The following is a 23,015-nucleotide window of genomic DNA, read 5'->3' as shown; positions in this document are numbered from 1 at the left end:
TTTATTTGCTCATGTAGCGATTCCATCATAGCCAGTGACAAAGGAAATAAAGTAGTCGGTAATCTATGATTACATTGAAATTTTGGAAGCAGGTACGAGTGATCTGCAATCATGTTGCTGCTCAATAGTTTGCGCCGTGATCCCGTAAGGTAAAGATGAAAAAGCCGAGCATATAGCTCGGCTGTGACAAAGTACTACCGGTTGCGGTTACTCCCAATCAAGGATCACTTTGCCAGAAAGTCCGCTACGCATGGCATCAAAGCCGGCTTGGAAGTCATCGACCTTAAAGTGATGAGTGATGATTGGTGTAAGATCTAGCCCAGATTGAATCAATGACGCCATCTTGTACCACGTTTCGAACATTTCACGTCCGTAGATACCCTTGATTACCAAGCCTTTGAAGATAACCTGGTTCCAGTCGATGCCCATGTCTGATGGTGGAATACCTAGTAGAGCAATACGACCACCGTGGTTCATTGTCTGGAGCATTGAGTTAAATGCTGAAGGGACACCAGACATCTCAAGGCCCACATCAAAGCCCTCTGTCATGCCGAGTTCAGCCATCACGTCTTCAAGCTTCTGCTCCGCAACGTTAACCGCGCGAGTCACGCCCATTTTGCGTGCTAGGTCCAGGCGGTATTCGTTCACATCGGTAATCACTACGTGACGAGCACCAACGTGCTTGGCCACCGCTGCCGCCATGATACCGATAGGGCCTGCACCTGTGATCAGCACGTCTTCACCGACTAGGTCGAATGACAGCGCAGTGTGTACCGCGTTACCAAACGGGTCAAAGATAGACGCGAGATCATCAGAAATACCTTCTGGAATCTTAAACGCATTAAATGCAGGAATCACTAGGTATTCAGAAAAGGCACCAGTGCGGTTAACGCCCACACCGGTTGTATTACGGCACAGGTGAGTACGGCCGCCTCGACAGTTACGGCAGTGACCACAGGTGATATGGCCTTCGCCCGATACACGGTCACCGATTTCAAAGCCACGCACTTCTTGGCCAATACCAACCACTTCACCCACATACTCGTGGCCAACCACCATAGGAACCGGGATTGTGTTTTGTGACCATTCATCCCAGTTGTAGATGTGTACATCGGTACCACAAATCGCGGTTTTCTTAATTTTGATTAGGATGTCGTTGTGACCAAGATCAGGCTTGTCGACTTCAGTCATCCAAATGCCTTCTTCAGGCTTAAGTTTTGAGAGTGCTTTGATTTTCATTATTTGATGATCTCCATGTCACGACCAACTTCAATAAAGGCATCGATAGCGCGATCGAGTTGCTCACGAGAATGTGCCGCTGACATTTGGGTACGAATACGAGCCTGATCTTTTGGTACGACAGGGAAAGAGAAACCAATCACGTAGATGCCTTTCTCGAGCGCGCGCTCAGCAAACTCAGCCGCCACTTTTGCATCTCCTAGCATGATTGGGATGATCGCGTGGTCAGCGCCGCCCATAGTGAATCCCGCCGCTTCCATACGTGTACGGAAATGTGCCGCGTTTTCCCATAAACGGTCACGCAGGTCAGCGCTCTCTTCAAGCAGGTCAAGAACGCGGATTGAAGCATTCACAATTGCCGGAGCAACTGAGTTAGAGAATAGGTATGGACGCGAACGCTGACGTAGCCAGTCTATCACTTCTGCTTTACCTGAAGTGTAACCGCCAGAAGCGCCGCCCATTGCTTTACCCAGCGTACCTGTGATTAGGTCGATACGGTCTACAACATCGTGGTACTCATGAGTACCGGCACCTGTTTTGCCCATAAAGCCGACCGCGTGTGAATCGTCAACCATAGTAAGTGCGCCGTACTTGTCAGCAAGGTCACAAATGGCTGGAAGGTTCGCGACTACGCCGTCCATTGAGAATACGCCGTCAGTAACAATCAGGATGTTGCGCGCACCCGCTTCTTTCGCCGCAATAAGTTGCTGCTCTAGCTCTTGCATATTGTTGTTAGAGTAACGGAAACGCATCGCTTTACACAGACGAACACCGTCAATGATTGAAGCGTGGTTTAGTGCATCAGAAATGATCGCATCTTCTTTACCAAGAATAGTTTCAAACAGACCCGCGTTCGCATCGAAACAAGATGTGTAAAGGATAGTGTCTTCTTTACCCAAGAACTTAGACAGTTTTTGTTCTAGTTCTTTATGGATGTCTTGAGTACCACAGATAAAACGAACCGATGCCATACCGAAACCGTGTACATCCATGCCCTCTTTACCCGCTTCAATAAGCGCTGGGTGGTTAGCAAGCCCAAGGTAGTTGTTGGCACAGAAGTTAAGTACCTCTTCGCCTGTCGAAATTTTAACTTGCGCTTGCTGTTGAGAAGTAATGACACGCTCTGATTTGTAAAGGCCTTCCGCCTTTACTTCTTCAAGTTGTTGCTGAATCTGTTGGTAGAATGCAGAAGACATTTCAAATTCCTTGCTAATTATTATGGTAGTAAGCCTTTCGCTTATCTAGAGCTTAGAGCTAAAGACAAAAATCGGTTGATTTAAGTGTAATTCATGCGCGTAGTTTTCATTATCCCGTCGGGCGGAAAAACATTATTGAATTTGAAGCACAAATAACTCAGTTTAGTGATGACGGACATGGGAAATATCGCTAGACTCAAGCCACAGCCATTCAGCTTTCACACTATGAAAAACACTAAACTGATCGCTCTGTTACCCGATTTAGCCAGCTTTATCCTTATCGTTGATGAAGGAAGCTTTACTGCAGCGGCAAAGCTGCTCGACGTCACGCCTTCGGCATTGAGTAAGTTAGTGACCCGTCTCGAAACATCCCTATCGGTTAAGCTATTTGAGCGAACCACACGCAAACTGATCATCACCCGAGCAGGGCAACAGGTTTATGATCAAGCGATGGTGATGCTCAATGCGGCCAAACATGCTGTCGAGCTTTCTAGCTCTGATCATTACGAAATGTCTGGCGCGCTCACCGTGGCAGCGCCAGAAGCCTTCTTGAACTCTGTGCTTCAGCCTTATGTGGTTCCTTTCCTCAAAAAATACCCAGAGATTCAACTCAAACTGCGCGCAGCAGATGGCAACATCGACCTGATCCGGGACGGGATTGATGTCGCGTTTAAACTGACCGATAAACCCGATGAAAACTTAGTACTAAGAGAGGTAAGCAAAACCAATCTGGTGCTGTGCGCAAGCCCCGAGTATATTGAGCAACGCGGTATGCCCACCCATCCAACACAGCTTGAGCTGCATGACTGTTTGTATCTTGCGGAGACAGACCGCGACCATATTTGGGACTTTTTTAAAGAAGACGAATACCACTCAGTGCCCGTCAGTGGTCGCTACGCGGTCAACCATTCGCAGATGCGGTTAACCGGGGTCAAAAATGCGCTGGGTATCGGGATTTTTCACGACTTCGTTATTGCCGACGCTATCGCCGCTAAACACGTGGTTCCGGTACTTTCTGATTGGACGATAAAGAGTAACTATCACGGCGCAATTGCCATGCAATATGCACAGACCAAGTACATGCCTGCGCGATTGAGAGCTTTTATTGATTATATTGGAGAGAAAATGATGGGAGAGAACAGAGCGGATCAGTCGTTTGATTAAGTGAAGGTCTTTTGTATCGGTGGAGCACGGGGGATAGCGAGCTGAAAACGTTCACTTAGAGCCAAAAAAGTGTACGCATCAAACTTCGCTAAGGTGGTTCTGCGTGCGTGTTGGGGTGTTGGAAGAGAATCCTGATGAAAGCTGGAAAAGTGGCTGAAAGGACACGGCTTACTGTGTTGAGTTTGTGCCTTGCCCTCTTCAATCTGAACCAGTTCGAAACCGTTAATGGTACAAAGCGTCGCCCAAACGCCAGCACTAGCGCCGTGAGCATTTATTACAGGCATCAAAGTCACAAGCACCCAGCTAAGGGCACTTGCAAACAACATGTTACGCTTGAAGTTAGACGCTCTGATCATGACCACTCTCAACAGTTAGAGCGCCAATATATAATTTCTTGTTAACAAGCTCAGTAAGTTAGGGTTAAAAATCCTGCTTTGATCATGGTTTTTCGGTCAACCAAAAATCTTGCTCCAGATACTTGGATTACGTTTGTCATGGTACTCTTCACGTAACGCATCAACTTCTCTAAGCGCTTGTTTCGCCGCCGCCAAATCTCCAGCGCTGAGCTTAGCATCGACTTCCGCTAATGCCATTGAGAGCTTATTGAATCCCTCCAAATAGAGCTCTGTTTTCTCTGGTGGGTAATCACCTTGCTTAGACTGCGCAACCAGCGAGGTTAAATTCGCTATCGCAGCTTGCATCGGCTCGATTTGCTCTGCTTGAGCGGCCTGTTTGAATTCGACTTTCATCTGCTTCATGGTCGCTTTTAGGTCAACGTCTTCTGCGTAAACATGCGCAGACAAGACGAGAGCGACGATCGGGAGTAGCTTTCTCATTGTTGTTATTCTTTTGTCAGTGATTTAAGGCTGTCAGTCTACTGGAAGCCGATAGAGAGAATAAACCGATTTTTGTATCAAGTTATAAATCTTGATATTCGACGATTTCCTCACGGCCGCGCAAAGCTAAAAAAGCCAAAAATTGTTGGGTTGAACGAGTGATCACTTGATGACCTTCAATCCCCACTTCTTCGAACAGTTTCGAAACTAAACTTAGATTGCCAACGTCATGACAAAAGTGAGCATCGCTACCAGTGGTAAAGTAAACACCAATTTGCTTGCCAAGCTGCGCTATCTGATAACAACGTTCAACACTGCCAACGCGGCTATTCCCTCTCAAAGTGGTATTGTTGATTTCAATCGCGACATTGTGCTGTTTGGCACACTGCAGTACTTGCTCAAAGTCAAAATCAAAATTGGGATTGCCAAGATGACCGAGCGCATCAACCTTGCCACTTTTAATGGTGTTCACCAAGGCTTGAGTATGGGTCTTTTTGTCACTTGGCCGAAATACAGGCTCGTGAAAACTGCCAATCACCCAATCCAAGCTCTTATAAGACGTCGGGTGAACATCGATCTCTCCACTCTCATTAAGGATATTCGCCTCAACGCCACGAATCACCGCAACCCCGTCGATAAAGCGTGGCAGCACACGTTGATTTGAAAAAAACCAATAATGCGGCGCACCGGGCATCGACTCAGCGTGGTCGGTGGTACAAAACATCGATAGACCATTTTGTTTCGCTGCTCTGGCATTTTCAATCAAAGTGCTATACGCATGACCACTAGCATAAGTATGCGTATGAGTATCAACAACTAAATTCATTTTCTGACACATTCTTCTATCTAGGTTTCGCCTATGTTACCAGCCTATGTCTTCTCTTGCTCGGATATTGTCTTGATCATAGGCAGCGCCTGCTCCCAACCGCGATTAAACATGGCCACAAAGTCTGGATGTGTTTCTATCGTCACGGTCAATAGCACCGAGTTGTGCGTCTGTTTGATGTGATAACACTCCTTACTACCGATCCATTTGGTCGCTGAGTCGCTATCAAGTTGCTGGACCCTATCAGGGCTAAACACGGCGACATGGTGATACTCTAGACGCTTGTTCGGCTCAATCACATCGACCACTGCCCGTGTGCCTCCTGTGTCAGGGTCAAAAAACAGAATTTGCTTTCCTTCTTCCCACTGACCGGAAAACTGCGACTTGGGTGAAAATGCGCTGGCCCACAGGCCATAGGCTTCTGGATTCACTAAGGTTTCCCAGACCACTTCAGGTGTGGCGTCCACTTCGATTTGATAAGTCAAACTCAACATAAACTTCCCTTTTTACATGGTTAATATTGTATATAGACCATTTTTTAGCCTTTTCGTGCTATCGCAACATTAAAACAAAGAGATAACAGAAATATGGATGAGTTTTTTTGCAGCTTGGTGAGTTTGTTCGATACTTAAGAAGTGTTCACATTGTGGTGCCTTTATGAGAAAGCAACGTTACTCGCTCAGTATTCATATCACGAGTCTTTTTCTAGCCCTAACTTCCTTGATCGGCATAGTTCTCATTGCGATCAGTTATCAGCATGCCCAAGAGCTGTTGGCTGGAAGTGCGAAAGAACTGAGCAGAGAGAATAGTTTGAAGCTAGAGTCGACTTTCCAAGTTAAGGCTGGACCCGTTTTAACCACACTCGACTTTATGGCGATGAGCCAGGCTATTGAGCACTATGATACGCCCACTGAACATACCAATTTTTGGTCTTCGCTGCAGTTGATATTTGAACGACACATAGGCGTTGCCGCTCTTTACTATGCCGATGAAGATGGAAACTTTACCCTCGCGAGGCCACTCAGAAACAGCGCAGACAGATCAAGATTTGAAGCGCCAGATACTGCCACACTGATGGTCAATGTCACCAATGTACAAGGGATGAATCGTTTTTACTTCCTTAACCGTCAGTTGCACCATGTCGGTTACCGCGACACGCAAGACAACCAATTTGATCCACGCGTGAGGCCCTGGTTTCAAAACGCCAGTAATGACGGCGAAATTCGCTTAACTAACCCCTACTTTTTTTATTTCCTTAAAACGACAGGCGTTACTCTTTCTAGGCGTTCCGCTAATGGCATGAGTGTCGTTGGCGCTGATTTTACCCTCTCCGCACTCTCCGAACAGCTGAGTTTGATGGGCTATTCGTTAGGCACGCAACTCATGTTATTTGATGATAAGTTCCAAGTACTTGGTCATCACAACACCGGACTTAACGACGACCAATTGACCCGCGAACATCTGTCTAAAACCGTGTTTGCTCCGGTACTCAACCGCCTTTCAAGTCAAACGCTTTATGAGACGCCAGAATACCAGCAGCAATCTTGGTCACTCACGCTTACGCCCGTTCAACTCAATGGCTCTACTCGCCTGTTGTTAGCTGAAGCGACACCACAAGAAGATTTGCTTGCCCCACTGATTTCTCTGCGTGACAAACAAGTGATCGTCGCAATCAGCCTATTATCACTCAGTTTTATCTTAGTTTGGCTCGTGTCCCAACGTCTGGCGCGCCCTTTGCGCGCACTGATGGAACAAACTGACAACATCGCTCGTTTCGATTTCAAAAAAACACGCTACTCACGCAGCGTGATTACCGAGGTGGCGAACCTCACCAAGTCGATTGAACTAATGGAGCATACGCTCTACGACCTGCTGCGTTTGTTACGTGAAACCGCGAGCAATCAAGATTTCTCGGTGCTCGCCAAAACCATTGCTCACCAAAGCTTTCTCGTGACTCGAGCAGAAACCATCGTTTTGTTTGTTGACGATGAACAACAGCAAGGGTTATCTAGCGTGGCCAACCACGCGATTATTCCGTTTAAAATCGACATCAATACCTTAGTTCACTCTATCGCTTGGATAAAAACCGAACTCAAAAAAGGCGAAATTGTCCACCTCAATCGCGACGACGTTGGACTGGCTAAGTTCCGCGAGCAACTCTATAACTCCGATGTGTATCTCTTCCCTCTGCATAACCGAGACAATACCTTGGTTGGCGTGTTATTACTCGGCTACGAGCGCGCCATTACCTCAGAGCAATCCGACAAGCATGCGTTTCTCAAGGAACTATTAAGCTTTGGTGAGATAGCGAAAGAGAACATTGACCGAATCGAGCAACAAAAAGAGATGCTCAATGCGTTTGTTGAACTCATCGCTTCTGCGATTGATACCAAGTCGCCCTATACAGGTAGCCACTGCCAACGTGTGCCTGAGCTGACCAAACTATTAGTGACTGCCGCAGACAAGGACAAGCTGTACTTCCCTATATTTTCGATGTCCAAAGACCAATGGGAAGCACTGCACCTTGCCTCTTGGTTGCATGACTGCGGTAAAGTGACCACTCCTGAATACGTGATCGATAAAGCGACCAAACTCGAAACCATTTATGACCGGATTCACGAAGTAAGAATGCGCTTTGAGCTATTAAAGTCTCAAGCCGAAATAGAGTATTGGCAAGGCGTAGCTCGTGGAGAGGATGAAGAACAGCTTAACAAGGCGTTAAAAAAGAAACATCAACAGCTTGATGACGATTTCACCTTTATTGGGCAGTGCAATATCGGCGGTGAGTCAATGAGTGAAGACGCAATAGAGCGTTTAAAAACCATCAGTCAGTACACTTGGACACGCACATTAGACGATCAAATCGGTGTGTCTTGGATAGAGAAGCAGCGCGCTGGTGATAAAGCCACACTGCCTGTTCAGGAGCCATTATTAAGTGACAAACCCGTCCATTTTGTTGCTTGGCAACAAGGCGCTAAACCCCAAGAAACCTGGCAAGAAGAGTTTGTCTTAGCGCCGGGTGAGCTCAAGTATAATCGCGGCGAGCTGTACAACCTATCGATTACACGAGGCACGCTCAACGACGAAGAGCGATTTATCATCAACGACCATATCATTCAAACTATTATGATGCTCAAACGCCTCCCTTATCCAAAACACTTAAAAGAAGTGCCCGAGTACGCTGGTGGTCATCATGAACGTATGGATGGCAAAGGCTATCCAAAAGGTTTAAACGAGGAGCAACTTTCCATTCCCGCCCGAGTTATGGCGATCGCCGATGTGTTTGAAGCGCTCACATCCAGTGATCGCCCCTACAAAAAAGCCAAAACCCTCGCTGAATCCATCGAGATCATGACCGATATGGCAATAAGTGGCCATATCGACCCTAAACTCTACTTACTGTTCCTTGAACAAGAAATCGACCAAACTTATGCCAAACGCTTTTTAGCGCCAGAGCAATGCGTTGCCATTGACCGAACCCAGCACATCCAACGCGTTAAAACGTTTCTCAGAAACCAATTTTGACGTCGTTCAAAAGTGCGCCATTTTAGAGTAAAAAACGTAAATTCTCATTTGGGTTGAATAATCCGATGAATAGCTAAATATCAATGCCTTAGCTAACAGATGTGTCATTATTTAATCGATTGCCCACTCAAAGGTTGATGTATGTCAAAGAGTCATAGACAATACGCTGCCAACTGAGGATTCAGCTCTCAATTTTTCACACAATGTTTGTGATGCATAGAGATTGGCATGTTTATTCTGTTTTGCCTATTAGTGCAATAGGTAAGACCGATTTTATACTTTTAGGTGTCGTTGATAGGGTTGGTCATCTACTCGTGCCAGCCAATGAGGCACATGCTTACTACCTCGTTTTTAAGGGAAAGATGATGGTAATACCAGAAAACAGCAGCATCGTTATTTTTGGTGCTTCGGGTGACTTAACCTACCGTAAGTTAATCCCAGCTTTATATCACCTTTACTCAAACAAACAGCTACCAGAGAATTTCGCCATTCTTGGTGTTAGCCGCACTGAGTACAGCGATGAGTCTTACCGAGAAAAGCTAAAACGCTCGCTGCAAGAGATGGAAAAAACCGAGCCAGCGACTCTTGATGCCTTTATCAATCATCTTCACTATCAAGCCATCAACACCTCTGACAGCGTCGATTACAGTAAGTTAAGCGCTCGACTTAACCAACTTGCTGAACAGTATCAGTTTAGCCAGCGCAATACGCTGTTTTATCTCGCCACCCCGCCAAGCCTTTACAGTGTCATCCCAGCCAGTCTCGCTGAGCATGGTTTAAATAGTGAAGACGATGGTTGGAAGCGACTCATTATTGAGAAGCCGTTTGGGTACGATTTAGCCTCTGCACAAAATCTTGACCAAGAAATTCACGAACACTTTCAAGAGCACCAGATTTACCGCATCGACCACTACCTAGGTAAAGAAACCGTGCAAAACCTGTTGGTGTTCCGCTTCTCTAACGCGATGTTTGAGCCCTTGTGGAATCGCAACTTCATTGAGTACGTTGAAATAACAGGTGCCGAGTTCCTCGGTGTTGAGGAGCGTGGCGGTTACTACGATAACTCAGGCGCAGTGCGCGACATGTTCCAAAACCACCTGCTGCAAGTATTGGCGATGGTCGGTATGGAGCCGCCCGCGCAAATCAACGCTGATTCGATGCGTGATGAAGTGGTCAAAGTTCTGCAGTGCTTAAAGCCACTTGATAAAGGTGACCTGCGTAACAACCTAGTTCTTGGTCAATACACAGAGTCAGACGTTCGCGGTGAATTCTTACCGAGCTACCGTAACGAACCTGGTGTGGCAGAAGATTCACGCACAGAAACCTATGTAGGTCTGAAAGCCTACATCAATAACTGGCGCTGGAATGGCGTGCCGTTTTATGTGCGCACGGGTAAACGCCTGCCCACACGCGTTACCGAAGTGGTCATCCACTTTAAACAGACACCACACCCAGTGTTTGGGCAAAATGCACCAGAGAACAAGCTCATTATCCGCATCCAGCCCGACGAAGGCATTCAAATGAGTTTTGGCCTGAAAGAGCCTGGCGCTGGCTTCAACGCGAAAGAGGTTAAAATGAACTTTCATTACGCTTCTTTACATGAAACCCAGATGTTGACCGCTTATGAACGCTTACTGCTTGACGCACTCAATGGTGATGCCACCTTGTTTGCTCGTAGTGACGCCGTCGAAGCTTGTTGGCAATATGTCCAACCTATTCTCGATTTCAAACAAGATCCGCAAGCACTGTTTGGCTACGCTTGTGGCACATGGGGTCCAAAGGAATCTGACGACTTGCTGCAGCGAGACAATCGCGCTTGGCGTTTCCCATGTAAAAACCTAACTGACACGGATTACTGTGAATTATGATCAACCATAAGATTTTTCAAACAGCTCAACAAGTTGTTGAGAGCTTAGCCGATGATATGCAAGCACTTAGCGAGCAAAATCGTCCTGTGCACATTTCGCTGTCCGGCGGTAGCACACCTAAAATGCTGTTTAAGCTATTGGCTCAAGCGCCTTATGCACAAAACATCCAATGGGCAAACTTACATTTTTGGTGGGGTGATGAGCGCTGCGTGGCACCCGACGACGCAGAAAGCAACTACGGTGAAGCGAATGCCTTACTGTTTAGCCAGGTTAACATTCCAGCACAGAACATCCACCGCATTCTTGGTGAGAACGACCCGCAAGGCGAAGCCGAGCGTTTCGCACAAGAGATGAGCGAAGTGATTCCATGTGAAAATGACACCCCTGTTTTTGATTGGATTTTGCTCGGTGTTGGCGCCGACGGACACACAGCTTCGCTGTTCCCAGGTCAAACTGACTATCAAGACGAAAACTTGGCTTTGGTCGCCCGCCATCCTGAGTCAGGCCAGATCCGAGTGTCAAAAACAGCCAAAGTACTGCAAGCGGCAAAACGCATTAGTTACCTAGTGTTAGGCGCAGGCAAAGTAGAGATCGTAAACGAAATTCATACCACTCCGGCAAGCGAGTTGCCTTACCCGGCAGCTAAAATCCAGTCTACAACTGGTGAGACAGAGTGGTACCTAGATTCAGACGCAGCAGCAAAAATCGCGTAACGCGAGTGCGCAAATAATTAAATTGGAGAGAAACAATGAAAGGTGATATCGGTGTAATTGGCCTCGCAGTGATGGGTCAAAACCTTATCCTAAACATGAACGACCACGGCTTTAAAGTAGTGGCGCACAACCGTACTGCTGCGAAGGTAGATGAGTTCCTCGAGGGCCCAGCAAAGGGTACAAACATCATCGGTGCTTACTCGCTCGAAGAACTAGTTGAGAAACTAGAAGCTCCACGTAAAGTGATGCTAATGGTTCGCGCAGGAGAAGTGGTGGACAAATTCATCGAAGCGCTGGTTCCGCTACTAGACAAAGGTGACATCATTATTGATGGCGGCAACACTAACTACCCTGACACTAATCGTCGTGTTGCTGCACTGCGTGAAAAAGGTATTCACTTTATCGGTACTGGCGTATCTGGTGGTGAGGAAGGCGCGCGTTTTGGTCCTTCAATCATGCCTGGCGGATCTGCAGAAGCTTGGGAAGCGGTTAAGCCTATCTTCCAAGGCATCTCTGCTAAAACAGACGCTGGAGAACCTTGTTGTGATTGGGTCGGTAATGATGGTGCAGGTCACTTCGTCAAGATGGTACACAACGGTATCGAGTACGGCGACATGCAGCTAATCACTGAAGCTTACCAGTTTATGAAAGATGGTCTTGGTATGTCTGCAGACGAAATGCAAGCGGTGTTCGCTGACTGGAACAAAACTGAACTAGACAGCTACCTAGTAGAAATCACTGCCGATATCCTTGGCTACAAAGATGAAGATGGTGCACCTCTCGTAGAGAAAATCTTAGATACGGCTGGCCAAAAAGGCACAGGTAAATGGACAGGTATTAACGCACTAGACCTAGGTATTCCACTAACGCTTATCTCTGAGTCAGTATTCTCTCGTTGTCTATCTGCGCTTAAAGATCAACGTGTTGAAGCGCAGTCTCTATTCGGCAAGACAATCACACCAGTGGAAGGCGACAAGCAAGAGTGGGTTGACGCACTTCGTCAAGCGCTGCTTGCCTCTAAGATCATCTCTTACGCTCAAGGCTTTATGCTGATGCGCGAAGCGTCTAACGAAAACGGCTGGGATCTAAACTACGGTAACGTGGCACTTATGTGGCGTGGTGGTTGTATCATCCGCTCGGCATTCCTAGGTAACATTCGTGATGCGTACGAAGCGAACCCTGATATCGCGTTCCTAGGTTCAGATGACTACTTCAAAGGCATCCTGCAAAACAGCCTACCGGCGTGGCGTAAAGTGGCAGCGAAATCGCTAGAGGCAGGTATCCCAATGCCTTGTACTATCTCTGCTCTATCGTTCTTAGATGGCTACACAACAGCTCGCCTACCAGCGAACTTATTGCAAGCTCAACGTGACTACTTCGGTGCTCATACTTATGAGCGAACTGACCGTCCACGTGGTGAGTTCTTCCACACAAACTGGACAGGGACAGGCGGCGATACAGCATCGACTACGTACGACGTATAAAATAAGGATGAGTTAGGTATTTATTCATACCTCACACTCATACTATAATTATCGCTGCATGGAGGATGTTAACCGAGTTAACATCCTCTATTTTTTGAAACCTGCTACAAGGAGTCAACATCTACACGATGTCGACAACGGTGATTTAGTTAACCCCGGACGGTTATCGCTCATAATTGAGGTTCTTAACATGACTATTAATAAGTACTTTGTATTTGTTCCAAGCAAAGAACAAAGCGAGCTAACAAAGGAAACACAGCAATTGTTAGCGAAAGAAGCTCAACGTCAGGCTTTAGTAAAACAGGCGCAGCAACAAGGCGGCCTGTAGGCTAGGTTTCAAAGTAAAAAGGAGCCCCTATAAAGGGCTCCTTTTTACTATTAGGCAATTTTAAATGCACAGACGTGGCGGTCTAACTCTTGGCTAGCCACCCGGAGTTGATCGCACACTTGGTCCCCCTGACGCAACCTAGCCACTAACTCGCGACTGTTATCTGCTATTTGCTGAATATTGCAATTAATCTCTTCACTCACCGCTGTTTGTTGAGTCGCAGCAGCAGCGATTTCACTATTCATTAAGTTGATCTTGTTAATAGAATCACGAATCACTTTAATTGAACTGGAGACGGAGTTGGCCTTGTCTATCGTTTGTCTACTACTCATTTCACTTTGAGCCATCGACTTCACCGCTTGACTTGCCCCCGATTGTAATCGTTCGATCATCGCTTGAATCTCACCTGTGCTCTGTTGAGTTCGACCTGCCAACGAACGGACTTCGTCCGCCACCACAGCGAAACCGCGTCCTTGCTCGCCAGCTCTTGCTGCCTCGATAGCCGCATTTAACGCCAACAAGTTCGTTTGATCAGCGATATCGCGAATGACATCTAGCACCGACGCAATATTGGCCACATCACTATCAAGCAAGTTAACCACTTCACTGGCATTCGCAATTTCTTGAGATAAATCGTTCATTGCACTCAGTGCCGTCGCGATACTGATTGCCACCGTGTTGGTTTCATCATTGGCTTGTTGGCTCGACTGAGCGGCTTCACCGGCATGCTCACTGACGTTCTCGCTAGTCACTTGCATTTGGGCTACGGCGGTTGCAATCAGCTCTGACTCACTTTGCTGTGCTTGGCTAAACTCAGTGGCTTGTTGGGAGGCGCGTGTTAGCGCTTCCGTTGCCGACTTGACACTATTTGACGCTCCAACCGTCCCCTCAACGGTGACTTGTATTTTAGAGACAAACTGGTTGAATGAACTGGCCAGTGATGCGATTTCATCGCGAGTCGACACGTTCAATCGACATGAGAGATCGCCATCACCGCTGGCGATATCGGCCATAGCGCGATCGATATCGCGGATTGGGTTCACCACGACTTTGCGGGTAGTCCACAGCGAGAGCACCACTGTGAGCAAAATTACCAGGCAAGAGATAAGCTCCACTTTTGCGGTCGTTGCCATCGCACTATCCACTTGGAGTCTCAACTGCTCTTGCTGTTCCAATATCAATCCGTGGATCTGCTTTAACTGTTTGCGCAGGGTCGTAAACGCTTGATGAAACTCTTGTTCATGTGCAGCAAAATAGCGCTGCGAGGTCTCTGGAGATTGAATGATCGGCTCGTAGAGCGCGACCAATGCTTTGGCCTGAGAGACTAATAGATTGAGCTGATGGCGCTCACTCGGCGCTAACAAGTGATGGTCAAACAAATCCCCGACTTTCTCAAGCCTGGGGACCGCCTTGTAAGCGTTGTCTTTGAACTCGCCGATGTGATAGTCCAGCTCATCCTGTTGGTCCGCTTTGACCACACCATTTACAGCAACAATGGCTTGATAGAAATCGCGATACGCGTCTTCTAAACTATCATTCACTGGCTGAACAACTTGATTGAGCATCTTAGTTGCGTGCGCCTGCTGCTGACTTTGGTTGTACGAGATGATAGCGCTGCTCACAATGCTAATTGGAATCAAGGCGAGCGATAACAACAGTTTCTTCGATATAGACAAGTACGACATAGTAACCCACTGGAGTATTGTTTTAATACTCATGAGGTTACTCTCGTTCGCAAATGTAAGACAGCCGCTCAGTGTGAGCTAGATTATAACTTTTTGAGAAGTGAAATCTCGGTTTGTGTCACTCTTGACTCACTCCCTGATTTTGGCAAAAGCCGCCAATTAACACACGCCCAACGCCTTTAGTTTACGATAGATAGTATTGCGGCTAACCCCAAGCACGCGTGACACCTTACTGATATTGCCATCATGAGCACGATAGGTGTCAAGGAGTGTCGAGTTAACTGTCGATTGTAAATCTTTCGCGGGTGGCTCTTGGTCGAGCGCCTGATGATTCAAAATCTGTTTCGCTAGGTGACTAGGAATGTCACTTAGCGTGAGTTCGGACTGCTCGCTAGCGATAAGGCACGTCACTTTGAATAAATTATCGAGCTCGCGCAAATTTCCCGGCCAGTGATAATGACACAGAGTGTCAAGCAGGGCTGGCGACAGGGTTTGACCAGCGGGCTTATATTTCGCGTACAACTGCTCGATCAAAGCGCGCTTATCATTACGCTCTCTTAGCGCTGGCAGTTCAATGATTAAACCATTCAAGCGGTAGTAGAGATCTTCTCTAAAACGGCCTTCGACCACCAGCTTAGCAAGATCTTGATGAGTCGCGGCAATAATTTGCAGGTCAACTTGATAGCTGCGTGATGAGCCTACAGGCATCACCATTTTATCTTGCAGCACGGTTAACAGACGACACTGGGCATCTAGTGGCATCTCGCCGATTTCATCAAGAAACAGAATCCCGCCATCGGCTTGGCGAATGCGCCCCACATAACCTTTACTGTTGGCGCCAGTAAACGCCCCTGGCGCATAACCAAACAGTTCTGACTCTATCAGCTCTTTAGCAAGAGCCCCACAGTTCACCGTGACTAGCGGCTCCGAACTGCGATCGCTCTGCTGATGTAACGCTTTGACAAACTCGCCCTTTCCGACCCCAGTCTCACCCAATATAAGTAGGCTAATGTCCTTACCCAGCACCTTATTCGCTTGCTGCCACGCGCTTTCTACTTTATCTTCGCCGCAATGCAGCTCACTCGCTGCACTGAAGCAAGATTTCGCCACCGACGCACGCTTAAGCTGATGCTGCTTATATACCAATGCTGTCTGGTGTTTTGACCGTTTTAGCAAGGTGTCTACGTCAACGCCTAGCATATTCGTTTGGCGCGTCAGCTCACTCGCGACATGGTTATGGGCCACTACTCGCCCATCGTGATCGGCAATCACGATCCCTTGCCATCCAGTGTTAAGTACCGACTCACTCAGCGCTAAATCAATTTGGACTGCCGCTTCAGGAGTGTGGGTCAGCAAACGATTCTCGACCAGTTGCACCATATTCTGAACCAGCAGTTGTGTTGTTACATCATGTTGAGCTTGCTCACTGGTGACATCTAATATGGCGACTAGCTCACCACGGTGATCGAACAAGGGGCTCGCCGAACAACTGATAAAACGATGCTGTTTAATAAAATGCTGCTCCCCTATCACCGAAACTGCGCGTTGCTCGTACAAAGCGGTACCAATAGCATTGGTTCCTTTAAGGCTTTCTTGCCAACAGTTGCCTGACTCCAAGGCGATTTCGAGTAGTTTTTCTCTAAAACGTTCTTGCCCCCAACTCGCGAGAATTACTCCTTCACCATCGGTTACGATCAAACGGCTATCAGTGCGGCTTAACACTTGATTAAAGAGTGGCAAAGCGGCCTGTTCAACGGCCTCAATGACCTGCCGATTATTGTAGCGCCGCTCTTTCATGACCGAGTTAGACAGAACTGCGTCATTAGGGCGTTTGATCTCTTTCAACCCCGCTTCACTACTGCGGTGCCAAGATGACGTCAGCCAATCATTTGCTTGTCTGTTTTGTAATTGCATAGTTGTTCCATTTATGAGCAAAAAGAGTGTGCCATTTTGGAGCAATTGAACATTTTGTTAACACACCGCATCCTTAACAAAGCCTCAACACCTCGCAAACCAAGCCTTATCTACTCTAGCGCTAGCAATGAAATGCAACAAGTTTTTAACACTTGGTCTGTGATTTGCGTTTATCTCACTTAACACTTCGGTGTTTCAGCTTGCTTAAACAGTTAATACAACAACGAGATACAAATAAGGAAATAGTATGATCTACGCACAACCTGGTAGCACAGAGTCTGTTGTTTCATTTAAAACGCATTACGATAACTTCATTGGCGGAGAATGGGTGAAACCCACCAGCGGGGAGTACTTCGACAACACTTCTCCGGTCAACGGTCAACCCTACTGTAAAGTCGCTCGCTCTGGCGAGGCTGACATTAACCTCGCGCTCGACGCCGCGCATCAGGTTCGCGCAAGTTGGGCCAGCACCAGCGTTACCGAACGTGCCAACATCTTACTTAAAATCGCCGATCGCATAGAAGAGAACCTAGAGGAGCTCGCTGTTGCTGAAACTTGGGAAAACGGCAAGCCGGTTCGTGAAACCCTGGCGGCCGATTTACCCTTGGTGGTGGACCACTTCCGCTATTTTGCCGGTTGTATTCGAGCTCAAGAAGGCAGCGCAGCAGAGCTTGATGCAACGACGGCAAGCTACCACTTCCCAGAACCTATCGGCGTGGTTGGTCAAATCATCCCGTGGAATTTTCCGATGTTAATGGCGGCTTGGAAACTGGCACCTGCTTTAGCAGCTGGGTGCTGTGTCGTCTTGAAACCCGCGGAGCAAACCCCGACGTCGATCTTGCTCTTGATGGAAAAAATTGGCGACCTCATTCCTGCCGGCGTCATCAACGTTGTCAATGGCTTTGGCCATGAAGCGGGTCAAGCATTAGCAACCAGCAATCGCATTGCAAAATTAGCGTTCACGGGCTCGACCCAGGTTGGTAACCATATCTTAAAATGTGCTGCCGATAACCTCATTCCGTCGACGGTTGAGCTTGGGGGCAAGTCACCCAATATCTACTTTGCCGATATTTTTGACCATGAGGATGAGTATTTGGATAAATGCATCGAAGGCACCTTGCTAGGCTTCTTTAACCAGGGTGAAGTCTGTACCTGTCCTTCGCGCGTGCTGGTCCACGAATCGATTTACGACCAATTTGTTGCCAAGCTGACAGAGCGTGCAAAAACCATTAACCAAGGCAATCCACTAGACACCGAGACTCAAGTGGGCGCGCAAGCCTCGCAAGAGCAGTTCGATAAGATTCTCAGCTACCTTGAGATTGGTCGCCAAGAAGGGGCTAAGGTAGTGTTTGGCGGTGGAATTTCTGAACAGCCAGAATCGTTCAATCAAGGTTATTACATTCAACCGACCATGTTGGAAGGTCATAATAAAATGCGTATCTTCCAAGAGGAGATCTTTGGTCCTGTAATTGCGATAACCAAGTTCAAAGACGAAGCAGAAGCGCTCGAGATTGCCAATGATACTGAGTATGGCCTCGGGGCTGGTGTTTGGACACGTGACGCCAACCTCGCCTATCGAATGGGACGCAATATTGAAGCTGGGCGGATCTGGATTAACTGCTACCACGCCTACCCTGCTCATGCCGCATTTGGGGGCTACAAGAAATCAGGGATCGGCCGTGAAACCCACAAGATGATGCTCGACCATTATCAGAACACCAAGAACCTACTCATTAGTTACGATGTTAACCCACTCGGCTTTTTCTAGAAGTGGGCGAGCGTAGTTAATTGACCAAGAGCGCCGAAAGGCGCTCTATTTCGATGCAAAAAACCTATCCTTAATAAACAGAGCGACACTGGCTAACAATGCCACAAACGACACGGTAAACAGCGCTGGCATTTTCAGTATCCACGCCAATGTTGCGGCCAAAAATGCGACAAAAGTTATCATGCGGCTGCTCGACATGACTCTGCCTAGCTTTCTACTCATCACGCCTCCTTAGCGGTACAAATCCAACAAACCTGCCATTCTGTACGGTAATTATGCCGCGAAATAAGGTAAATAAAGCTAAAAGATCCTCAATCTAATGACAAACGTGAAGCGACGCATGAGTTAGGATTTTGGCCAATAAACGTCGATAAAGAAGTATAAGGTCATGAAGATACTCGAGAGAGCAACAAAGCCCTTGACGTATTTCTGTTCAACTTGTCGAGAGACTCTCGCTGCAACATAGCCACCGACCAAAGTACCCAGCATAACGGCAGCCCCTTTTTGCCAATCAATGACACCATCGAGCATGAATACGGCAATGGCAATCACCGAGACACAGGACGAAACCAACAGCTTCAAGCCATTCATCTGGTTAATGTCACTATAACCCGCCAGCACAAGATAGCTCAGTACAATGACCCCGAGGCCCGCGTTAAAAAAGCCGCCGTAAGATGACACTAACAGCAACAATAAACTAATCGCAATCGTTGTCCAAACCGGATGCAAAGAAGTGGCGCGAGCCGCTTTTGTTAACCAATAACTAAGACGATGACCAAACAAAAACAATAAGGTAGCAAACAGCAGTAACCATGGGATCGCAACCAAAAATTGCTGCTCAGACACCTTGAGCAGCAAATAAGCGCCAAGGGCGCCGCCAACCAGGCTGAGGACAATAATGGTGGGTAACTTAGTCGCTGATTGGGAGATATCTTGGCGAAAACCATAAGCACCACTTAGGTAGCCAGCACACACAGCGAACGTATTGGTTGCATTGGCAGCGATAGCGGGCAAGCCAACAAACATCAACGCGGGAAACGTAATAAAGCTGCCTCCCCCGGCAATACTGTTTAATATGCCTCCTAACACTCCTGCACCAAAGAGTAGAATCCATTCCATAAGCAAACTCTTTTGTTTCCAAGATGTTATACCTTAACGCGCATTGTGTTAATACCAAACTATCTTGAGCAAAATATGTGCGTCGCTTATTGAATATCCTCGGCTAACTGCTGCCAATCTTTGACTTCATCGCGAAAATGCTGTGTCTGTTTTTCACTCATAAGATGAATAATTTCGATGAGACGCACTCTTGACACCTCGCGGTTGTGCTCGATTTTTTGTGCCAACTCCGCTGAATAGTAACTCTCTGGTGAGAGTAGAAGTGCGTTCAAGCGGGGATTGAATACCTCCACGTTTGCGCGCTGGGCAAGAAGAGACTTTATTTTTACTCGCATGGTTGTCTGATGTGAGATCCAGTCACGCGAGGTGATACGCATTTCGTCAACCCAAGCTGACAGCGCTTGCTGCTGCGCTTGAGATAAATGACCGAGCCAGCGTTGTAAGTTTTTTTCGATACGTTCACGATAGCGCTGCTTGATGTCGCTGTCTGATAAGGCTTGATAACGCTCTTTGTACTTAGTATGCCTCACACGCAAACTATTCATGAATTCCTCGACTTGATCATCGTTAAGTTTGCTGGCGAGTACGGCAATATCGGGGGCCACTCGTTCGGCCAAACGCTCCGTGAAGGTGCGTAGTTTATTCTCGTGATACTGTATATCTTCAGGCGTGAACCCACTAGGCTCTATGACCAATAATTCGTCTAAGTAAGCGACATAGTTGGGGAGCTCTTGCTGACGATGCCAAAGGCCAAGAAGCTCGACTCGGTTACTGATGAGTTGCTCTTGGCTGTCTTCTAACTCGACGTAATCTTCTACGAACTCAACGGCAAGCCAATCGATGTTATCGTACACAAAACTCGTGCTGCAGCCTCCCAACACGACAAGCAGTAATATCAGACTCCATTTCTTCATAATTATCCTTATCCCGAACATACCAGCTAAACAGTGACCGACGCTGCGTTGGACTGAGCGCCTAAATAAATTTAGACACGGTTGGAAAGCCCACTAACAACTCAATTAAACAGATACTTATATTATACGTCCCAACTTTGCTATTGGCTCAATATTCTCAGCGCCCATACCATCACTGAGAGAGGGATTATGACGCTTTTCTGACCCAATTCATGGCCAGACGTCTATACTCGCTATGACTGTTTGCCGCGTACCTCACTGGCCGTTCGATTTTCAAAAGAAGATAAAATATGAAAACCGCTACTCTCGCAACACTATTGATGACGTTCACCACTGTGGGATGTAGTCAAACCTCCTCCACAGAAAACGCGCCGTTAGTTCGCAACGCTATGTGCCAGCAACAAGCTATACCTGGCGGGTGGCAAACCAGCGACATAACACCCGACGTCCAAGCCGCGGTTAACGTACTAATGACCCATATGGGCAGTCGCTCAGAACTGCAGAGCGTGGATCAAGTGCTAACTCAAGTGGTGAGCGGTACAAACTATGCTATCGAATATAGCTTAAAAAATGGCGAAACCTGGCACGCAGTAGTGTATCGCAACCTGCGCAACGACTACATGGTCGACCAAGTGGCCGAATTAGGACCACTCTGCCCTTAGCGTACACCGCGATGACAATTCATCGCAGATACCTGTCGCATCATTGTCAATCATCGATATAATAGCGCTTCAACAATAGATAGGGTAAAACATGAAAATCTGTGGCGTAGAACTTAAAGCGAATGACGCAATTATTTGTCTTCTTTCTTATGAAGATAACGTGGTTCATTTACCTGACTGCCGCGTAGCGAAAATCGCAATTGGCAATGCTAACGACACGCAAGAAGTACGTAAATTTCAATTCGATTTTGCCAAGTTAGTCGAAGACTACAAAATTGAGAAAGTGGTGATCCGCCAGCGTCAAACCAAAGGTAAATTTGCCGGCGGTGCCGTTGGTTTTAAACTCGAAGCGGCGATTCAATTAATCGACGGGTTAAATGTTGAAGTGGTCTCCCCCAGCACTATCAAAGAAAGTTTGAAAAAGAACCCGCTTGCGATAAGTTTTAAAGAGACGGGGCTAAAACAGTATCAAGAACAAGCGTTCGCTACCGCTTACGCGTGTGCCATGACGCGCGGCAAGTAACCCGAGATTTCCAAACCGAAAAAGTAGCAAAACCCAGCGCATCGCTGGGTTTTGCTACTTTATCACTTAAGCGACTTGGCGCTCTTTAAAGTTACCGAGTAACGCATCATATAACTCGTGATCGGTCAGTACACCGACTAATTGATTATCCTCGACCAACAAAATAGGTTGATGACTGCGTTGTTTGAGTTCAATCGCTTCACGCATACCGATCTCTGGACTTGCTTGAACCACATTCGTGCTATCAATGTCATTCATGTTTACCTGGCTATCGTTCCAATCCAGCAAGATTTTATCTGAGTCAACCAGCACCACACCTTGGTCTTGTTGCTCTACCCATAAATCATCGCGCGAGCAGATCTGCCAACGGTCGTTTTGATTGACGAGCTTGTCACGCAGTTGCATCAGTGAACGACCTTTGAGCACGTTGAGAGGATTGGTGTGCGCGACAAAGTCTTTAACGTATTCGGTTTCGGGTGCCAAGACTATCTGTTCTGGTTTTCCGTGCTGGATAAGCTTGCCTGACTCCATGATGGCAATATTGTTACCAATTTTGAGCGCTTCATCTAAATCATGGCTGACAAACAAAATCGTTTTGTTGAGCTTTTTCTGTAGTAGCAATAGTTCATCTTGTAACTGAGCACGAATAAGAGGATCGAGCGCAGAAAATGGTTCATCCATCAGCAGAATATCGGTGTCCATTGCAAACGCTCGAGCTAAACCAACGCGCTGCTGCATGCCACCAGAGAGCTCATGAGGATACTTACTTTCCCACTCGGCCAGACCCACCATTTCAAGTTGTTCACGCGCTTTAGCGCGGCGCTGTGCTTTCGCCATCCCTTGCATTTCTAAGCCGAATGCGACGTTATCTAAAACCGTCAGCCATGGCATCAAAGCGAACTTCTGAAACACCATCGACACGCGATGGGTGCGCAGATGACGCAGTGTCTGTTCATCACAGTTAGCCAAGTTGACGCTTTGGTCGCCATCTTTGATCTCTAAACAGCCTCGAGAGATGGTATTCAAACCATTAACGGCGCGCAGCAAGCTGGATTTACCCGAGCCTGACAGGCCCATAAGTACACATATCTCGCCCTCTTTGACCGTCACTGATACATTATCAACCCCCACCACTTGGCCGGTTTCATCAATTATTTCTTGACGGCTCTTGCCTTGGTCGAGCAGATTTAGCGCCTGTTGCTGTTTGTCACCAAACACAACATCCAGATTTTTAATAGTGATTGCATCCAT

General features: G+C 47.2%; 21 protein-coding genes. 9 read left to right on the top strand and 12 right to left on the bottom strand.

Going from position 1 to position 23,015, the window contains the following annotated elements; translation table 11 throughout:
• Positions 1-207 precede the first annotated feature (207 nt).
• A complete protein-coding gene (gene tdh, locus FCU94_RS12985; RefSeq protein ID WP_176288940.1) occupies positions 208-1,239 on the bottom strand; it encodes an L-threonine 3-dehydrogenase in 1,032 nt (343 codons plus the stop codon).
• Positions 1,239-2,435: a glycine C-acetyltransferase gene (locus tag FCU94_RS12980; protein WP_176288939.1), complete on the bottom strand. Its 1,197-nt coding sequence runs from the start codon at positions 2,433-2,435 to the stop codon at positions 1,239-1,241. The genes tdh and FCU94_RS12980 overlap by 1 nt, the downstream gene beginning before the upstream one ends.
• 225 nt (positions 2,436-2,660) lie before the next feature.
• On the opposite strand from FCU94_RS12980, the gene FCU94_RS12975 reads away from it, so the two are divergent.
• A complete protein-coding gene (locus FCU94_RS12975) occupies positions 2,661-3,599 on the top strand; it encodes a LysR family transcriptional regulator (protein WP_176288938.1) in 939 nt (312 codons plus the stop codon).
• Here the strand turns inward: FCU94_RS12975 and FCU94_RS12970 are convergent.
• From FCU94_RS12970 to FCU94_RS12955, 4 genes are all read right to left on the bottom strand, one after another.
• Positions 3,596-3,955, bottom strand: coding sequence for a hypothetical protein (locus tag FCU94_RS12970; RefSeq protein ID WP_176288937.1), 360 nt, complete (start codon positions 3,953-3,955; stop codon positions 3,596-3,598). The genes FCU94_RS12975 and FCU94_RS12970 overlap by 4 nt on opposite strands.
• Positions 3,956-4,051: 96 nt before the next feature.
• Positions 4,052-4,435 carry a cytochrome b562 gene (locus FCU94_RS12965; RefSeq protein ID WP_176288936.1) on the bottom strand — a complete coding sequence of 128 codons (384 nt, stop codon included), beginning with the start codon at positions 4,433-4,435 and terminating at the stop codon, positions 4,052-4,054.
• A gap of 82 nt (positions 4,436-4,517) precedes the next feature.
• A complete protein-coding gene (locus FCU94_RS12960) occupies positions 4,518-5,261 on the bottom strand; it encodes a phosphatase (RefSeq protein ID WP_176288935.1) in 744 nt (247 codons plus the stop codon).
• Between the two features lie 44 nt (positions 5,262-5,305).
• Positions 5,306-5,755 (bottom strand): SRPBCC family protein, encoded by a 450-nt coding sequence (locus FCU94_RS12955; RefSeq protein WP_176288934.1) that lies wholly within the window; start codon positions 5,753-5,755, stop codon positions 5,306-5,308.
• Positions 5,756-5,918: 163 nt separating this feature from the next.
• On the opposite strand from FCU94_RS12955, the gene FCU94_RS12950 reads away from it, so the two are divergent.
• The 5 genes from FCU94_RS12950 to FCU94_RS12930 all read left to right on the top strand — a co-directional run bounded on the left by FCU94_RS12950 (position 5,919) and on the right by FCU94_RS12930 (position 13,179).
• Positions 5,919-8,786: an HD domain-containing phosphohydrolase gene (locus FCU94_RS12950; protein WP_176288933.1), complete on the top strand. Its 2,868-nt coding sequence runs from the start codon at positions 5,919-5,921 to the stop codon at positions 8,784-8,786.
• Between the two features lie 365 nt (positions 8,787-9,151).
• Positions 9,152-10,654, top strand: a complete 1,503-nt coding sequence (gene zwf, locus FCU94_RS12945) for a glucose-6-phosphate dehydrogenase (protein ID WP_176288932.1) — start codon at positions 9,152-9,154, stop codon at positions 10,652-10,654.
• Positions 10,651-11,367: a 6-phosphogluconolactonase gene (gene pgl, locus FCU94_RS12940; protein WP_176288931.1), complete on the top strand. Its 717-nt coding sequence runs from the start codon at positions 10,651-10,653 to the stop codon at positions 11,365-11,367. The genes zwf and pgl overlap by 4 nt, the downstream gene beginning before the upstream one ends.
• 35 nt (positions 11,368-11,402) lie before the next feature.
• Positions 11,403-12,851, top strand: a complete 1,449-nt coding sequence (gene gnd, locus FCU94_RS12935) for a decarboxylating NADP(+)-dependent phosphogluconate dehydrogenase (protein ID WP_176288930.1) — start codon at positions 11,403-11,405, stop codon at positions 12,849-12,851.
• A gap of 190 nt (positions 12,852-13,041) precedes the next feature.
• The gene (locus FCU94_RS12930; protein ID WP_176288929.1) at positions 13,042-13,179 is read left to right on the top strand and encodes a hypothetical protein; all 138 of its coding nucleotides are present in this window, start codon (positions 13,042-13,044) and stop codon (positions 13,177-13,179) included.
• A gap of 50 nt (positions 13,180-13,229) precedes the next feature.
• Here FCU94_RS12930 and FCU94_RS12925 read toward each other — a convergent pair whose 3' ends face one another.
• Positions 13,230-14,897, bottom strand: a complete 1,668-nt coding sequence (locus tag FCU94_RS12925) for a methyl-accepting chemotaxis protein (protein WP_176288928.1) — start codon at positions 14,895-14,897, stop codon at positions 13,230-13,232.
• Positions 14,898-15,023: 126 nt separating this feature from the next.
• The gene (locus FCU94_RS12920; RefSeq protein ID WP_176288927.1) at positions 15,024-16,778 is read right to left on the bottom strand and encodes a sigma-54-dependent Fis family transcriptional regulator; all 1,755 of its coding nucleotides are present in this window, start codon (positions 16,776-16,778) and stop codon (positions 15,024-15,026) included.
• Positions 16,779-17,025: 247 nt separating this feature from the next.
• On the opposite strand from FCU94_RS12920, the gene exaC reads away from it, so the two are divergent.
• Entirely contained in the window at positions 17,026-18,546 is a 1,521-nt protein-coding gene (exaC, locus tag FCU94_RS12915) for an acetaldehyde dehydrogenase ExaC (RefSeq protein ID WP_176288926.1), read from the top strand.
• Between the two features lie 45 nt (positions 18,547-18,591).
• Here exaC and FCU94_RS12910 read toward each other — a convergent pair whose 3' ends face one another.
• The 3 genes from FCU94_RS12910 to FCU94_RS12900 form a co-directional block, all read right to left on the bottom strand.
• Complete coding sequence (locus FCU94_RS12910; protein ID WP_176288925.1) at positions 18,592-18,768, bottom strand: hypothetical protein; 177 nt, start codon at positions 18,766-18,768, stop codon at positions 18,592-18,594.
• 123 nt (positions 18,769-18,891) lie between these two features.
• Positions 18,892-19,671, bottom strand: coding sequence for a sulfite exporter TauE/SafE family protein (locus tag FCU94_RS12905; RefSeq protein ID WP_176288924.1), 780 nt, complete (start codon positions 19,669-19,671; stop codon positions 18,892-18,894).
• An 80-nt stretch (positions 19,672-19,751) separates the two neighbouring features.
• Positions 19,752-20,579, bottom strand: coding sequence for a DUF6279 family lipoprotein (locus FCU94_RS12900; RefSeq protein ID WP_176288923.1), 828 nt, complete (start codon positions 20,577-20,579; stop codon positions 19,752-19,754).
• 290 nt (positions 20,580-20,869) lie between these two features.
• Between FCU94_RS12900 and FCU94_RS12895 the strand changes: the two genes are divergently transcribed.
• Both FCU94_RS12895 and FCU94_RS12890 read left to right on the top strand, forming a co-directional pair.
• A complete protein-coding gene (locus tag FCU94_RS12895) occupies positions 20,870-21,241 on the top strand; it encodes a cystatin domain-containing protein (RefSeq protein WP_255199267.1) in 372 nt (123 codons plus the stop codon).
• A gap of 91 nt (positions 21,242-21,332) precedes the next feature.
• A complete protein-coding gene (locus FCU94_RS12890) occupies positions 21,333-21,764 on the top strand; it encodes a DUF3010 family protein (protein ID WP_176288922.1) in 432 nt (143 codons plus the stop codon).
• A gap of 66 nt (positions 21,765-21,830) precedes the next feature.
• Here the strand turns inward: FCU94_RS12890 and choV are convergent, their stop codons facing one another.
• Positions 21,831-23,015, bottom strand: coding sequence for a choline ABC transporter ATP-binding protein (gene choV, locus FCU94_RS12885; RefSeq protein ID WP_176288921.1), 1,185 nt, complete (start codon positions 23,013-23,015; stop codon positions 21,831-21,833).

The organism is Vibrio sp. JPW-9-11-11, from assembly GCF_013369335.1.
In the GTDB taxonomy this organism is placed as follows: domain Bacteria; phylum Pseudomonadota; class Gammaproteobacteria; order Enterobacterales; family Vibrionaceae; genus Vibrio.
The sequence above is the reverse complement of the archived record's forward strand: the minus strand, read 5'-3'. Positions and strand labels throughout refer to the sequence as shown.

Excerpts from the sequence above, each read along its gene's own strand:
- tdh (WP_176288940.1), bottom strand. The coding sequence starts at position 1,239 with ATGAAAATCAAAGCACTCTCAAAACTTAAGCCTGAAGAAGGCATTTGG.
- FCU94_RS12980 (WP_176288939.1), bottom strand. The coding sequence starts at position 2,435 with ATGTCTTCTGCATTCTACCAACAGATTCAGCAACAACTTGAAGAAGTA.
- FCU94_RS12975 (WP_176288938.1), top strand. The coding sequence starts at position 2,661 with ATGAAAAACACTAAACTGATCGCTCTGTTACCCGATTTAGCCAGCTTT.
- FCU94_RS12970 (WP_176288937.1), bottom strand. The coding sequence starts at position 3,955 with ATGATCAGAGCGTCTAACTTCAAGCGTAACATGTTGTTTGCAAGTGCC.
- FCU94_RS12965 (WP_176288936.1), bottom strand. The coding sequence starts at position 4,435 with ATGAGAAAGCTACTCCCGATCGTCGCTCTCGTCTTGTCTGCGCATGTT.
- FCU94_RS12960 (WP_176288935.1), bottom strand. The coding sequence starts at position 5,261 with ATGAATTTAGTTGTTGATACTCATACGCATACTTATGCTAGTGGTCAT.
- FCU94_RS12955 (WP_176288934.1), bottom strand. The coding sequence starts at position 5,755 with ATGTTGAGTTTGACTTATCAAATCGAAGTGGACGCCACACCTGAAGTG.
- FCU94_RS12950 (WP_176288933.1), top strand. The coding sequence starts at position 5,919 with ATGAGAAAGCAACGTTACTCGCTCAGTATTCATATCACGAGTCTTTTT.
- zwf (WP_176288932.1), top strand. The coding sequence starts at position 9,152 with ATGGTAATACCAGAAAACAGCAGCATCGTTATTTTTGGTGCTTCGGGT.
- pgl (WP_176288931.1), top strand. The coding sequence starts at position 10,651 with ATGATCAACCATAAGATTTTTCAAACAGCTCAACAAGTTGTTGAGAGC.
- gnd (WP_176288930.1), top strand. The coding sequence starts at position 11,403 with ATGAAAGGTGATATCGGTGTAATTGGCCTCGCAGTGATGGGTCAAAAC.
- FCU94_RS12930 (WP_176288929.1), top strand. The coding sequence starts at position 13,042 with ATGACTATTAATAAGTACTTTGTATTTGTTCCAAGCAAAGAACAAAGC.
- FCU94_RS12925 (WP_176288928.1), bottom strand. The coding sequence starts at position 14,897 with ATGAGTATTAAAACAATACTCCAGTGGGTTACTATGTCGTACTTGTCT.
- FCU94_RS12920 (WP_176288927.1), bottom strand. The coding sequence starts at position 16,778 with ATGCAATTACAAAACAGACAAGCAAATGATTGGCTGACGTCATCTTGG.
- exaC (WP_176288926.1), top strand. The coding sequence starts at position 17,026 with ATGATCTACGCACAACCTGGTAGCACAGAGTCTGTTGTTTCATTTAAA.
- FCU94_RS12910 (WP_176288925.1), bottom strand. The coding sequence starts at position 18,768 with ATGAGTAGAAAGCTAGGCAGAGTCATGTCGAGCAGCCGCATGATAACT.
- FCU94_RS12900 (WP_176288923.1), bottom strand. The coding sequence starts at position 20,579 with ATGAAGAAATGGAGTCTGATATTACTGCTTGTCGTGTTGGGAGGCTGC.
- FCU94_RS12895 (WP_255199267.1), top strand. The coding sequence starts at position 20,870 with ATGAAAACCGCTACTCTCGCAACACTATTGATGACGTTCACCACTGTG.
- FCU94_RS12890 (WP_176288922.1), top strand. The coding sequence starts at position 21,333 with ATGAAAATCTGTGGCGTAGAACTTAAAGCGAATGACGCAATTATTTGT.
- choV (WP_176288921.1), bottom strand. The coding sequence starts at position 23,015 with ATGGATGCAATCACTATTAAAAATCTGGATGTTGTGTTTGGTGACAAA.